Here is a 13,953-nt window from a genome sequence, read left to right as displayed (position 1 = left end):
TCACTCCAATCCGAGTTAACGTTAACTTCATATAATTGCACATATAGCTTAATATATCCATTAACCTAAGTATAACGTTAACGAGCGAAAAAACAACCAACAAACCACATCTAAAATCACTTAATTTTGACGAATATCTCGTCTCATAAAACCGATTCCACCTATCACTAACAAACCTAAACCAATACCCGTTAAACTCATCAACGGCCACACAGTAAAGTTGTCCATTGGCAATTCTGGAATCCAGTAGAAAGGTGAAACACGCATGAGCCAATCTGGAAATTCTAATAAATCCCCTAAATAAATCAACACAAAACAAAACAGCAAATAAAGCCACGTAAGACCGTCAAACTTACCTAGAAGGCCATAAATCGCCCCCATCACACCTAAGACAACCCAGATCGCTGGTAAGTAGACGATATTCGCCTCAACAATGGTCATAAAATCAACACCCGTATCAAGGACATATACGCCAGCACCAGCTAAACTTACCACAGCGATGGTCAGTAAAACGATACTTGTTAGAACACTGATCACGCTATACCACGTATAAATTCTTAGACGCGATAGCGGCCGAGCAAAGAGATGGTCTAGTCTTCCTTTAACCTCTTCTGACTTTAACTTGTGAAACACCATTAAGGTCGGGATGGTTGAAATAATCGCCATGACCTTTAAAATGATCGCAATAAATTGTTCAGTAAGTGAATAGTCTTCTGTTGAACCAATAATTTGCTGGATGACCTCATTTTCAGATAAGAAAGCATCTAAATCACCGAGAACCGAACCATAACTAAGGCCGATCAACAGCATCGCCACAAACCATGAAATGAGCGGGACTTTTTGTAAGGTTAATATAAAACCTGGTGTTGTTTTTAAGAAAGAGGAAGCCGATTTTTTCCCGCGTTTATCAGGCAGTAAACCACTTCCTAAATCACGTTTTTCTCGTAGTCGCATACTGAGTCCAATAATAAAGAAACTGATGACCACAATTACTATTTGCGGCCAGAAGTAGTTAGCTACATACGCTTGAGTTTCTTGCAGGAGTCCGAGCGGTGACAAGTATGATAACCATAAGTCACCAGCATCCCCAACCGCACGCACCATATAGCTCACACCAAGCACAAGGTAACTGAGCATCATTGACCCACGTTGATTGTTACTAAGTTGTGCGGTTAAAAGCGTGATCGCCCCGAAGAAGATCCCACTTGCAAAAAGTGCGGAACTATAGCTTAAGCTTCCGATAAAATCGATACTATCAATACCTAAAATCGTTAAGCCAATCGTTGTCACTAAGGCTAATAGACCGTTAGCTAAAAATAGCACAACGATGGCACTAAAACTTGGCGCTAAACGACCGAGTGGTAAAGCAAGAAGTAACTCTAGTTGTTGATTCTCCTCATCTTGCCGGGTCAGACGGTTCACTAACAGAATTGACATAATCGCGACAACAATCATGGTCATCACGAGCATCTCATGACTCAGCATGGCGCCATTCGTATAGTTATCTAACCAAACCCACGGCCAATAAGTGCTTTCATCGCCGGATTTTCCATTGTTTCTGCCATGAGTTGACGTTCTGTGTCTGATTGATAGAGCCCACTAAAGGCAAGTGCGACAGCAACAGTTGTTGCGACAAGACTAACGATCCAGATCGAGAGTTTGATGTATTCGCGTTTAAGGTAAAACAAAAGGAGTTTCGTCGCTTGATAAAACGGTTGTCGACTCATCCTTATGCACCTCCTTTGTCATCACTCTCATAATGACGCATAAACAAATCTTCCAAGGTTGGTTCTTTCGTTTCTAATTTCGCGATGGGGAATTGACCTAAGAAGCTAAGTACCGACGAAATCTGTTCATGATCCACTTGGAAATGCCACTTCTCTTCATTTTTTGTCACATCATACACACCAGGCAAATTTTTAAATCCTGGCATATCTGTCTCTGTTTCAACGATAAACTGGGTACGCGTTAAGTGACGTAAATCTTTCAGTGAGCCGGATTCAATGATCTCACCTTGACGAATAATCACAACGTCATCACATAATTGTTCCACTTCTGATAAGATATGGCTTGATAACAGCACACTTTTACCTTTTGTTTGTTGTTCTTTGACAAGTGCTTGGAACTCACGTTCCATTAATGGATCAAGCCCTGAGGTTGGTTCATCTAAAATGTACAAGTCACTTTCGACACTAAAAGCAGCAATAAGCGCAACCTTTTGACGATTCCCTTTTGAATAGGTCCGGCATTTTTTCGTTGGATCAAAATCAAACCGCTTCATTAACTCTTCCTTACGTGAAGACGCGACTTTTTTTCCTTGCATATCAATAAAGAGATCAATCACCTCTCCGCCCGTAAGGTTTGGCCACAAGTTAACGTCACCAGGTACATAACTGATCCGTTTATGAATTTCAACTGCATCGCGGTAACAATCTAATCCGAAAATTTCTGCTTTTCCTGCATCTTTTCTCAACAGCCCTAACAAAATCCGAATCGTCGTTGATTTCCCTGCCCCGTTCGGACCAATAAACCCAACGATGCGTCCTTTCTCCACCGTTACATGCACATCTTTTAAAGCCTCTACTTTACCAAAATTCTTTTTTTAACCCACTCACATCAATCATCATCTTTAACACCACCTATTCTTTATAATAAGCCTGTTTCAGTACAGCTAAATAACCATAAAAATCATCCCAGTACTGATCGATTAACTCATCCGTTAAGACCTGTTGTTTTAATTGTTCCGTTAACGTTTGTTGATATCCACTAATGGACCACTCAATTAACCGCATCGCCTTTTCTGCATCCATCTGCTCTTTAAAATAGGAGACATCAATGTTTTGATACATCTTTTGCATGCCTTCTTTCACTAACGTGTCATATCGCTTAACGAGCTCTGTTGGTAATGGTTTATCTTCATGCCGATACAATAATACCGTTTGAAGGAATGTCATCAAGTAAGGATGACGCTTAAACACGTACATCTTTTGTTTAGCGATTTTGTACATGCGTTCGATAAAGTCTCCTTCACTTAAATCCACTTGATGAAAAAACTCTTGTTCCATCACATCCAAACCGTACTGCACGAGATAAATATATAAGTCATACTTCGTCTTAAAGTAATAAAACAACATCCCTTTACCAATACCCGCTTCTTTCACCATCTTATTCGTTGAGGCGTCTTTATAGCCGTCTTCTGCAAAATGTTTCATCGCCACTTGAATAATCCGTTGTTGTTTACTTCGTTCAACATTATGAAAGGTTTTCGTCATACGCTCCCTCCTCTCCTTAAAGCTTGAAATGACTTATACCGTTTAACGTCTAGTAACACCCTAGCAAAACATAAATTAGACCATCCTGGTCGACTTCATTATAACGCAGTCGACCAGGGTGGTCAATTATTATTTTACCCGTTGTTTTTTACTAACCTATCCCCATTATCTCGTCTTATATCGGGGCGTTTCATTACGATTTCTTATCATATTTTCGTCTAATATTTTTACCTTTTAATTATGTTTTCGTTCAAGGAAAAAGAGACCGATAGCACCAAATAATACCGTTAAGGCGATTAAAAAACCATACGACAACACAAGCTCACTCATTGACGCACCACGGACAATCACATCGGATAGTGTCTCAATGCCGTAGCGAATAGGAATAACACGACTAAAAATGAGTAACACCGGCTGCGTGACAAATTCCAATGGCCAAAACGCACCACCAAGCATCGCTGAAGCTGTCGCCACAATTGGAATGACGGCTTGAAGTTGTTGCGGTGTTTTCACTAAGCTGACAAGCATTAAACCTAAGGCAACAATACTAATGAGAAAGAGACTAATGGATAGAAGAAGTAACCCGTATTGATCACCAAATGAAAAACCAATCCATTGAGTAAAGATTAGAAAACTGAGTCCGACTTGAATTAAACCAATCAGGAAGTAATAGAGAAACAAGCCACTAAAAATCTTCATCTTCGACACGGGGGACAACATCATCCGGTCCCACGTCCCGTCTGTTTTTTGTTCAGCGATACTCATCATTTGAAACAGGACGGTATACATCACAAAATACAGCGTCATACCAACACAACTTGGGTTTGATATTGTATCGAGTCTCCCGCTGTATCTACCGACGTCGTCTCAAGTGGGATATAGTCGTTTAGGTCACTTGCTGTTAAATCATTCGCTTCTAACCAGCGCTTTTCTTGATACACTTCCGTTAAGTATTCCCTAACGAGCGGTTGTGAAAAAGATGCTTGCCCGACTAAAAAACTAAAAGACGCATCATTTAGCTCGACCGCAAAACTGAGTCGATTATTTTTAATTCGGTCTTCAACAGTGGTTCGATCACTTTGTCTAAAATCAAATTGATCACTGTCATTCAGCTCATCAATGAGTGCTGTATAAGCTTGATCAGATAAGTCGTTTGTATACGTTTGGACACCGACTTTCCCGGTCGTCTGACTTTGACCTAAGAAGGTGACAAATAAGAGCGTAAGCCCAAAGAATGTTAACACAACAAACGGTTGTTTCAACAGGCGCTTCCACTGCATCATAAAGATTGTCCACATTAGCTAAACCTCCTTTTCGGGAATAAACCCCAGGCAACGATAAAAAGAATCGCACTTAGCAACAGGATCCGCATTAATAGCGGCATACTATCAGTCATGCTGTAGCCTTGAATTTGTTGTAAGTACACGGTCATCATTGCCCCATTCGGGGTCCAGTTACCGAGTGTACGAATAAACGGTGAGATTTGTTCGACCGGTGTAAAGCTACCACCTAAGAAGGCAAAGACGGTCACAACCAGCCCGCTAAAGATCCCTGAGACAGAATCGGTTGGCATCATTAAGGTCAATGACGTTAACAGCGCCGTTAGTGCGCCTATCACCGTCGCATAAACAAAAGTTACCGCTATAATCGTGAGCCAAAACTCACTCGAACGGTCACTAAATGTATCGAATAATAGTTGTGATAACCCAAATAATATCCCGAGTTGCATGACCGCTAGTACATAGCCACTCACCACTTTACTGAGTAAATAACGGACCGGTTTTTCACCCGCTAACATCATTCTTAAAAGGACGTCTTGTTTCTTCTCTATAAACGCATTCGAACTAATTGATGAGGCGACATAGAGACTAAACATCATCGCCATTCCAATCGTAAAATATTGAAAAGCAGATACTTCTGTCGTTGTTTCAATTGTTTTTGTCTCACCTAATGGCAAGTCTCCTGGTACAACGAGTGTATCGCCTTTAATTGTTTGAATACTCATCATTAAATTATATTCCGAGGTGAACCGGCGAAAGATCTGACGCAAGACTTGCGACTGAATCGTCGTCTCATCAATCACTTCTAACATAAGTGATTCTGTTGCCTCACCACCGTTCATCACCGTAAGGACTTGCGTTGTTAACGCATCCGGTATCGTTAGCACCCCTTCAACATCTGCATGATTTAATGCTTCGTTTGCGGCTTCTGTTGTCATCTTTTCGGCCACCAATAACTGTTCTTTCTCAAGTGTGTCTATAACCGTCATAATTTGACGATTGACTTTTAGATTTTCTATGATGGCTGTGGCTTGTTCATCTGGTAAACCTTGGTCAGTCAGTATCGTCATACCACCGTCACGTTCTGTTGTGTTATCAACGATGGCTAAATGAATCGGTTCAATCTCCGCACTTCCGGTCATTAAGCCACCTAAACTCAGGCCCAAAATCGCAATTAAGACAAACGGCATGACGAGTAAAATCAATACTTCTGAACGGGCTTTAGAGATGGTTAAAATATCTTTTTTTAATAAGTTCAACATACTCTCACCTCTAATCTCTGAGCTTTCTACCAGTTAAGTGAAGAAAAACATCTTCTAAAGTCGGTGTTTGAATCGCTAACGCGGTTGGTTTCATCTGATGTGCTTTGGCATAGTCAAATAAGTCACCAAGCAAGTCTTCTCGTTTTTCAGCAATCACTTTATATCCTTGGTCTGACTCAATGACTTGAGTAATCGTTTGATCATCCTCAAGGGCGTGTTTAAACGCCTCATTTTTCTCTAACGTTTCAATCCAAACGGTTTCCTCTTCTTGCATCAAGTTCTGTAAGTCTTGTTTTGTTCCGCTCGCAATCACCTCACCGTGGTCCATAATATAGATGCGGTCACAGAGCTTTTCAACTTCTTCCATATAATGCGACGTGTACAGAACTGTCATATGATTCTCCTTGTTGAGTTGTTTAATTAAATCAAGAATATAACTTCTTGATTGCGGATCAATCCCGACGGTCGGTTCATCCATAATTAATACTTTTGGGTTATGGAGTAAACTAGCCGCAATATTAATTCGGCGCTTCATCCCACCTGAATAGTTCTTCACCCGATCTTTCTTACGGTCACTTAAACCGACAAGTACTAATACCTCATCGATTTTTGTTTTTAACGCTTTTCCTTTCAGTCCATATAACCGACCAAAAAACAGTAAATTCTCATATGCAGATAATTCTTCGTATAAGGCAATGTCTTGTGGCACAACCCCTAAGTCACGTCTCAGTTGTTTTGGGTTCTTCAGCGCATCTTCATTGTTGTAAATGACTTCACCTGAGGATGGTATTAAGCCTGTCGACATCATCTGAATCGTCGTCGACTTACCAGCACCGTTCGGTCCAAGTAACCCTACTGATTCACCTTCTTTTAATTCAAGACTCACTTCTTTCACTGCTTTCAAATCTTTAAATGACTTTGATAATCCTTTTACTTCTAACATCTCTTCACCTCATCAATCTTTGTCTTTTTTATATTTATGTTCAATGAATCACATACACAGTACACTCAGTATATTAAAAAATATCTGCTTTAAAAAGGACGATTCTCTACTTTATACCCTGACAAGAGAAAATCATGTCGCCATCACGCAACAATGATACTTTTTTTAAAAAATCAACTGAAAGAGAAGACCTATTCATGCTGACGTCCACTTAATGCGTCCTTCTTTTTGTTTAATTGTCGATTAATGTTGTTGTAATAACGGTTTTCAAAGTAAGCGACCAGAAATCCTGATACTTGGGTAATAAAAAGAATCCAGCCAACGGCACCCCAGCCATACGCTACTTGCGTTTTTAAGATAATGACTAAGAGTATAAACACGGAGATACCATTACCAAGCATCGAGGCTAGGTAGGCAATAACAGTGGGATAACCTTTATACTTCGCCCAGCTATAACAATAACTAGAAATCGTCGCAATCACGGCACTAAAGACAAAGTAAATCGCGCTTGAACGTAGTAAATCTTTCGTAGGATCTAAGAAGAAAAATTCGAATAAAGCTACGATAAAGCCAATCAGCCTACCGAAACAGCGTTAATCAACCACCCTTTTAATTTATCCATTTTAACCCTCCTCACAGACCTAAATAAGTTTTAAAATCGTTGGCGTAGCTTCTTGAGACTTCCACTTCTTCTTTGTTCGTTAACTTCAACAACAACCTGCCGTTAAACCAGGGGATAATCTCATGAATATGTAACATATTTACAATAGTTGACTTGTTGATACGTATAAAGCCTTCCGACTGTAAGGACTTTTCTAGATCGTACAATTTTTCTTTTAAGCGATAGTCTTTACTTTTGTGCGTTCTCAAATAGACATCCCCCATATCTGTCGTTAAGAAAATAATGTCTTGGTAACCAATGAGTTCATAGCGATCATTCTTTTGCCCTAACAAGTGACCTGTCAGCGCCTCTTTTGGCTTCTTTTTTTCAGTGTATTCTAAAGAAATGTTGTCTAGTAACGTCAGCAACTGACTCATGTCCTTCTGGTTAAAGACAATACTGACCCCGTGTTCTGGTATAGGGTGTGAGTGTTCTACGAGAAATAATGTCGCCGCGCGAGACAGCGTAAACCCTCTTGTCTCTAATATATCTTCTAACAGCGGGCGATAGTGATCCGCACAAATTAAACAAATCTTCACCGCTTCATCCCTCCTAGCGTTCTATTTGTTCGAATGTCCTAACCTGTCACAACTTCTACACTGTCTACCTTATCAGTTCGAGCTAAAATAACAATAGACTTTTGATAAGACGTCGAAATTTAATGATAAGTGGTCAATTCAAGGCCGTCACATATAGGCAGTCTTATAATTCTCAACCTTCATTAGCGATAAAGACACAAAAAGACCGCGAAACAAAGCATCATTCTGCTTTATCTCGCGGTAAGTGAACGCGGTCGCTAACAAGTTATTTGTATCCTTACTATCTATTCTTGACCTGTTTTTTTGTTAATTAGAAATATTCCTTTTCAATCGTTTTATCACTTCTCGTTGTGTCAATCGGACGTACGATTTGTTCAATCTCCTCACGTTTTGGCTCTAAGAATGGCGGTAAGGATAATTTCTCACCTAATGTTTCATACGGTTCATCGCCTAAGAATCCAGGGCCATCTGTCGCCCATTCAAACAGAATTTGCGGCGCGACTCTCGCATAGAGTGATTCAAAGAAGAACCGGTCGACATAACCTGAGGTTCTAAAGCCGAATTGTGGTAAGTAATCAATCCAACCATCTAGTGCTTTTCTGTCTTCGACTCTAAAGGCCACGTGGTGAACTGTTCCGTATCCTTGGCGTCCGTCTGGTTTATTCGTTACGTGTCGGACGAGGACTTGCGCGCCGTTACCACCTTCACCTACTTCAAATAAATACTTTTCATCTGCTTGGTCGATTAAGGTAAACCCAAGCACTTCTGTCAGTACTTTTTTAAAGAAATCAAATTTTTCAATCGTAATATGAATCGGTCCGAGACCAATAATTTGATACTCATCCGGTACCGGGCTATTCTTCCACGGTTCTCCGCCTTTCACCCCACTGTTTTGTTCATCTGAGATCAACTGATAGTATTGATCATCAAAATCAACGAAATTAATGACCTTTTTCCCGAATTGCTCGGTAATACCACCATGTTTAATGTCATAGTGATCAAAGCGTTTTTCCCAGTACTCGAGTGCCTCGTCTGATGGTACTCTAAATCCGGTACGTTCAATTTCATTCGTCCCGTGACGACCTTTTGGTATGCCTTGAAAATCAAAGAAGGTCATGTCTGTCCCCGGACTGCCTTTATCGTCAGTAAAGAATAAGTGATACGTATTAATATCATCTTGATTGACCGTTTTTTTCACTAATCGCATGCCTAATACATAGGTAAAGAAACGATAATTTTCTTCCGCACTACTCGTAATTGCTGTTACATGGTGAATCCCTTTTAATGGTTGAACCATTTTCTCACGTCCTTTTCTTCATTTAATTAAAAAACTGGCATCCATGCTTGATTTTTATCTATTTCACAAATTATCTTTAATTCGAGATAAATATAACACGAGTACCTCTCACACGTCAAAGACAATGCTTATTCGTTTAATTCCCGTCATTTTCGGGTATAAACATAAATTAGAACATAAGCTAAAACAGCGAGAGTTAAATTAACAAAACTACGACGAAAGTTGGCGAAACACATGCATATCTATAATCAACAAAAAAGCTATTATAAAAGTGGTCAAACACGACCGTTACAACACCGCTTAGCGGCGTTAAACTATTTGAAAGACTCGATCAAACGGCATGAGCCTGAGGTTATTATGGCGTTACACCAAGACTTAAATAAATCAGAGTTTGAGTCTTATATGACTGAGATTGGTATTCTTTACAGCGAAATTGATTATACAATCAAACATTTAAAGAAATGGATGATACCTAAAAAAGTGAAAACAGCGCTCACCCACGTCGGTACTAAGGGGAAGATTTATCCTGACCTACGGGGTCACATTGATTATCGCTCCGTGGAATTATCCATTCCAACTCGCGATGGCGCCACTCATTGGGGCGATTGCTGGGGGGAATACAGCAATTGTTAAACCGTCTGAGTTAACCCCACATACAGCGGAAGTGATTGAAAAAATCATTACCGACGCGTTCATTCCTGAATTTATTGCGGTAAAACAAGGCGGGGTTGACGTGTCCCAACAGCTTCTGGATACACCATTTGACTATATTTTCTTTACCGGTAGTGTCAATGTAGGAAAAATTGTGATGGAGAAAGCCAGCAAACATTTAACACCGCACACACTTGAACTTGGTGGTAAAAGCCCGGGGATTGTCCATGAGGATGCGTCATTAAAATTAGCGGCTAAACGGATTGCCTGGGGTAAATTTATTAATGCGGGACAAACCTGTGTCGCACCTGATTACGTTTATGTCCATCAAGATGTGAAAGACGACTTTTTAACGTACTTAACAGACGCGATCGAAGAACTCTATTCACATCAACCACTTGAAAACCCTGACTATACACACATTGTCAGTGACAAGCACTTTGACCGCCTGACGCACTTTTTAGATGATGGCACGCTTTTTTATGGTGGTGACACCAATAAAGAGACGCGCACCATCGCCCCAACAGTTTTAACTGATATCACTTGGGATATGCCGGTGATGGCTGAAGAAATCTTTGGACCGATTCTACCGGTACTCACATATGAAAGTCTAGATTTTATTATTGATGACATTACGAAACAACCGAAACCATTAGCCCTCTATCTCTTTACTGAAACAGCTTACACAAGAGAAAAGGTCATTGCTGAAATTCCGTTTGGTGGTGGATGTATTAATGATACGATTTATCACCTAGCTACCCCGCACTTACCCTTTGGTGGTGTCGGTCAAAGCGGGACCGGGAATTATCACGGCAAGTTCTCATTCGATACGTTCACCCATCACAAAAGCATCTTAAAACAGACGACGATGTTCGATGTCCCGTTACGCTACCCCAATCAAAAAGCGGGATTAAAATGGGTGAAAATATTAATGAAGTAAGACGGTTTTATTTCTTACATTTAAGAAAGGAGGGTTTGTGTGGCTAGCTTACTCATTGGCGCCGTTATCGTTTTGTTTGTCGTTAAATTCTATTGGTTTATTAAACATAAACGCTATACGTTAACCGAGTTCAGTCAAGCGATGTTTTTGCGCCTCTTTTTCACGTTATTTATCATCTTCATTGGGTTTAGTCTGATCTATTATGGCCTTTTCTTAAACGGTCATGTCGTCGTTTACGACACTGTCAATAATCACACGATTAGTCACTTCAGTGATTACGTATATTTTAGTGGTGTGACGTTACTATCTGTCGGTTACGGTGATTTAGTCCCTGTCGGTGTGGCCAGAATTTTCAGCTTACTTGAGGCAAGTCTTGGTTTACTCATACCTTCTGCATTTTTCTTAACGGCCTGGAATAATTCGAACCAATCGGATAGCGATTCATGAATAGTTTAAAGGAAACGACTAACATACGAGATGAATATGTCCAAATAACCCTTGTTTATTATCATACGTTAAGATATGATAACAGTAATTAAGAAGAAGGTAGGTGAGGAAATATGGTTTTCACGCATCGTGTTGATCAACATAAACGCTTTATCGCTTTTATGATGACTATTTTTGGTATTTTTCATGTGAACGGGACCCGTCTGCCCTTTTTTAATCACTACCAAAAAATATACACGTTGTCGTAAACCATTTACCTTACAAACACTAGGCATCACTTCTCGCGAGCGTTGTTTAGATTTCCACCGGTAATGTTTACCGGTGGTTTTTTGGTTTCTCCAGACAACAATAAGGAGAAAAAACATGAAAAAACCATTGTATCATCAGAATATACCATCGATGTATCGCTATATTTTTTTAGCCCAACTTTTCTTTGACCGGTCATTATGGGTGATATTTTTAACGCAAAAACAGTTTTCCATGACAGACATCGGGATTGTGGAGGCATTATTACATCTTAGTATTGTTATCTTTGAAATCTACCGGGATATTATGTGATCGCTTCGGTAGAAAGCGGAGTTTATTAATCGGAAACAGTTTAAGCATCGTATACGCCATACTTATGTTGGCAACCAATCAGATATTTTTCATTAGTTTAGCACTAATGTCACTCGGATTAGGTATTACCTTTCAATCCGGAGCTGAGGAAGCGCTCCTATATGATTCCTTAAAAGAAACGGGCAAAGAAAGTCACTACACGAAAGTGTTTGGCATGTTTTCAATGCTCGGTCTCATCTCGCTTAGCGCCGCTCAACTTATCGGTGGTTTTTGGCTGAGTTTAGCTTCACTTATGTCTATATCGCATCATGATCGCTCATTTACTCGCCTTTTTACCGCTCCTCGCGATCGAAGAGCCAAAAAAAATAATTCAAACAACAGAAAAAAGAGAGGCTTGGCACTATCAGCTGACAGAAAGTTTGAAAATCTGGCGTCGTTATCACACGATGCATGTGCCAGTGATTGTTTACATGCTGCTGTCAACAGCGACGGTGATCATTATTTTTTATGCGCAAAGTTATTTTAAAGCACTTGGCTATTCAACACCTATGATTGGCTTTATTTTTGCGGTTGAAGGCTTGCTTGGGGCCTTTGTCGTTAAGTATGTCTATTTGATAGAGGCAAAATATTCGTTCATTAAGATAAACCGACTGATCTACTTCATTTATTTAGTCTTATTTATTGTGTTTATTTACTCAACGCATGGGCTTTTGATCATCAGTTTTCTCTTATTATCCCAAGCTTTCACCGTGCTTCAACCGATGTTTTCAAACTTTATTCAACATAAGCTTAAATCAAGTTTCAGAGCGACCTTCTTTTCAATGGTTGGCGCTGTTGAAAGTCTTATGATTATGATTGCTTTTCCACTATTCGGATGGTTCATTGACCGCTTAGGCTTTCAAATTAGTTTCCTTGGACTATTCATCATCTTAACTGGAACGTTTATTCCGTTACTTTTAGTGAAACAACAGAAATAAGCTCTTTTTTATGCACATCCGTTTATTTTCATACCTATATAGAAAGAGCCCCATCACGATTGATGGGGCTCTTGTCATTCATCAAATAAATCCAATTGTTTCATTTCAAGGACCCGATCCATTGTATCTGGTTCATGGTCTTTAAAGTAAGCAGGATGGAGCCATTTTTCTTTTTGAACCATCTGTTTACCCGGGTGATTGGTCGCGCGGAGTCGACAACTATAAATGATGGGGAAGTAGTCTTCTAAGAACTTTCCTTCCGCATGCGCGGTTAAGGCAATGAGTTGGAAACCAAGTTGTTCAGCGATGAAAAAGACCGGACTTAAAACGTGGTCACTCGATGCTTTACCAAACGGATTGTCTAGAATAACCGAACGGTGCCGTTTGGCGCTTGGTTCAATATGCTTTTTCTTCTCAGCGACGTAATTCAACAGCCCTAAAAAGAGCGTCATGTTTTTACTCCACTTTTCTCCGCCAGACCACACATTCGATTCTTCCCACGTATATGTCCGCGTTGTGACCCGGTTATCGTTGGTCACTTTGGCTAAGCGGACTTTCATCGTTTGATCACCAAACACAACCCGCAACAGTTGTTTTGTCTCCAGCCAATGACGGATTTTTTTCTTTAACTCACTTGAAGCTTCACCTGCTTCATCTGTCATCGTCGCCGCCACTTTATCTAGAATCCACTCAATATGTTCACGCAGATGTGCTTTACCTCTTTGTTCATCCCACTCCGGTAATTTGAACGTAAAGATTTGTTTCCAATGATCATCTACTTTCATTCGTGTCTTTTTCGGAATCTGACTTAATTCTTCCACGACCGTGATAATATGGGTCGCCATCTGGTTAATGAACATTTTTAAGTCTTCATCATATTGGCGCATATGTTCATGTGCATACTTTGAGACGAGTTGGATCTTCGTCAACATATTTTGTTTAAACGTCATCACATCATCATACGTCACTTTCGTATCAATACCGTTGATCGCCATATGTTGAAGTTGCACATTCGATACATGTTTTAAACAAAACGAACGGAACGTATTCTTTTCTTGTGCTTGCACATCACGCGTTTGTTCAAGTCGCTCGCGTTTTTATTTAGTTCATCTGTCAGGCGCTTCGC

The 13,953-nt window shown here is 40.1% G+C and carries 15 protein-coding genes and 1 pseudogene; 4 read left to right on the top strand and 12 right to left on the bottom strand.

What is annotated here, in order from left to right:
* Nucleotides 1-120: 120 nt before the first annotated feature.
* From JCM19043_RS05765 to JCM19043_RS05715, 11 genes are all read right to left on the bottom strand, one after another.
* A complete protein-coding gene (locus tag JCM19043_RS05765; RefSeq protein WP_062320785.1) occupies nt 121-1,461 on the bottom strand; it encodes an ABC transporter permease in 1,341 nt (446 codons plus the stop codon).
* A gap of 44 nt (nt 1,462-1,505) precedes the next feature.
* A complete protein-coding gene (locus JCM19043_RS05760; RefSeq protein WP_062320783.1) occupies nt 1,506-1,727 on the bottom strand; it encodes a hypothetical protein in 222 nt (73 codons plus the stop codon).
* A gap of 2 nt (nt 1,728-1,729) precedes the next feature.
* Nucleotides 1,730-2,554, bottom strand: coding sequence for an ABC transporter ATP-binding protein (locus JCM19043_RS05755; protein ID WP_231631419.1), 825 nt, complete (start codon nt 2,552-2,554; stop codon nt 1,730-1,732).
* 85 nt (nt 2,555-2,639) lie between these two features.
* A complete protein-coding gene (locus JCM19043_RS05750; RefSeq protein ID WP_062320781.1) occupies nt 2,640-3,272 on the bottom strand; it encodes a TetR/AcrR family transcriptional regulator in 633 nt (210 codons plus the stop codon).
* 234 nt (nt 3,273-3,506) lie between these two features.
* A complete protein-coding gene (locus JCM19043_RS05745) occupies nt 3,507-4,079 on the bottom strand; it encodes an ABC transporter permease (RefSeq protein ID WP_062320780.1) in 573 nt (190 codons plus the stop codon).
* Nucleotides 4,076-4,570, bottom strand: coding sequence for a hypothetical protein (locus JCM19043_RS05740; protein ID WP_062320777.1), 495 nt, complete (start codon nt 4,568-4,570; stop codon nt 4,076-4,078). Before JCM19043_RS05740 ends, JCM19043_RS05745 begins: the two co-directional genes overlap by 4 nt.
* A complete protein-coding gene (locus tag JCM19043_RS05735) occupies nt 4,570-5,814 on the bottom strand; it encodes an ABC transporter permease (protein ID WP_062320775.1) in 1,245 nt (414 codons plus the stop codon). Before JCM19043_RS05735 ends, JCM19043_RS05740 begins: the two co-directional genes overlap by 1 nt.
* 10 nt (nt 5,815-5,824) lie before the next feature.
* Nucleotides 5,825-6,757 carry an ABC transporter ATP-binding protein gene (locus JCM19043_RS05730; RefSeq protein ID WP_062320773.1) on the bottom strand — a complete coding sequence of 311 codons (933 nt, stop codon included), beginning with the start codon at nt 6,755-6,757 and terminating at the stop codon, nt 5,825-5,827.
* A gap of 191 nt (nt 6,758-6,948) precedes the next feature.
* Complete coding sequence (locus JCM19043_RS05725) at nt 6,949-7,239, bottom strand: hypothetical protein (RefSeq protein ID WP_156321346.1); 291 nt, start codon at nt 7,237-7,239, stop codon at nt 6,949-6,951.
* 151 nt (nt 7,240-7,390) lie between these two features.
* The gene (locus JCM19043_RS05720) at nt 7,391-7,957 is read right to left on the bottom strand and encodes a LytTR family DNA-binding domain-containing protein (RefSeq protein WP_062320769.1); all 567 of its coding nucleotides are present in this window, start codon (nt 7,955-7,957) and stop codon (nt 7,391-7,393) included.
* 310 nt (nt 7,958-8,267) lie between these two features.
* Nucleotides 8,268-9,254, bottom strand: coding sequence for a ring-cleaving dioxygenase (locus JCM19043_RS05715; RefSeq protein WP_062320767.1), 987 nt, complete (start codon nt 9,252-9,254; stop codon nt 8,268-8,270).
* A gap of 234 nt (nt 9,255-9,488) precedes the next feature.
* Here JCM19043_RS05715 and JCM19043_RS05710 point away from each other — a divergent pair.
* From JCM19043_RS05710 to JCM19043_RS05690, 4 genes and pseudogenes are all read left to right on the top strand, one after another.
* Nucleotides 9,489-10,845: pseudogene (locus tag JCM19043_RS05710) on the top strand (aldehyde dehydrogenase).
* Between the two features lie 39 nt (nt 10,846-10,884).
* A complete protein-coding gene (locus JCM19043_RS05705) occupies nt 10,885-11,292 on the top strand; it encodes an ion channel (RefSeq protein ID WP_062320765.1) in 408 nt (135 codons plus the stop codon).
* A gap of 363 nt (nt 11,293-11,655) precedes the next feature.
* Nucleotides 11,656-11,850: a hypothetical protein gene (locus tag JCM19043_RS05695; RefSeq protein WP_062320761.1), complete on the top strand. Its 195-nt coding sequence runs from the start codon at nt 11,656-11,658 to the stop codon at nt 11,848-11,850.
* A gap of 308 nt (nt 11,851-12,158) precedes the next feature.
* Nucleotides 12,159-12,827 carry an MFS transporter gene (locus tag JCM19043_RS05690; RefSeq protein WP_062320759.1) on the top strand — a complete coding sequence of 223 codons (669 nt, stop codon included), beginning with the start codon at nt 12,159-12,161 and terminating at the stop codon, nt 12,825-12,827.
* Between the two features lie 74 nt (nt 12,828-12,901).
* Here JCM19043_RS05690 and JCM19043_RS05685 read toward each other — a convergent pair whose 3' ends face one another.
* On the bottom strand, nt 12,902-13,894 hold the full coding sequence (locus JCM19043_RS05685; protein WP_062320757.1) for a hypothetical protein: 993 nt from the start codon (nt 13,892-13,894) through the stop codon (nt 12,902-12,904).
* Nucleotides 13,895-13,953: the final 59 nt, after the last annotated feature.

It is taken from the genome of Halolactibacillus sp. JCM 19043, assembly GCF_001310395.1.
Lineage (GTDB): Bacteria > Bacillota > Bacilli > Bacillales > Amphibacillaceae > Halolactibacillus > Halolactibacillus miurensis.
Note: the sequence above shows the minus strand (reverse complement) of the source record. Positions and strands in the feature narration are given on the sequence as shown.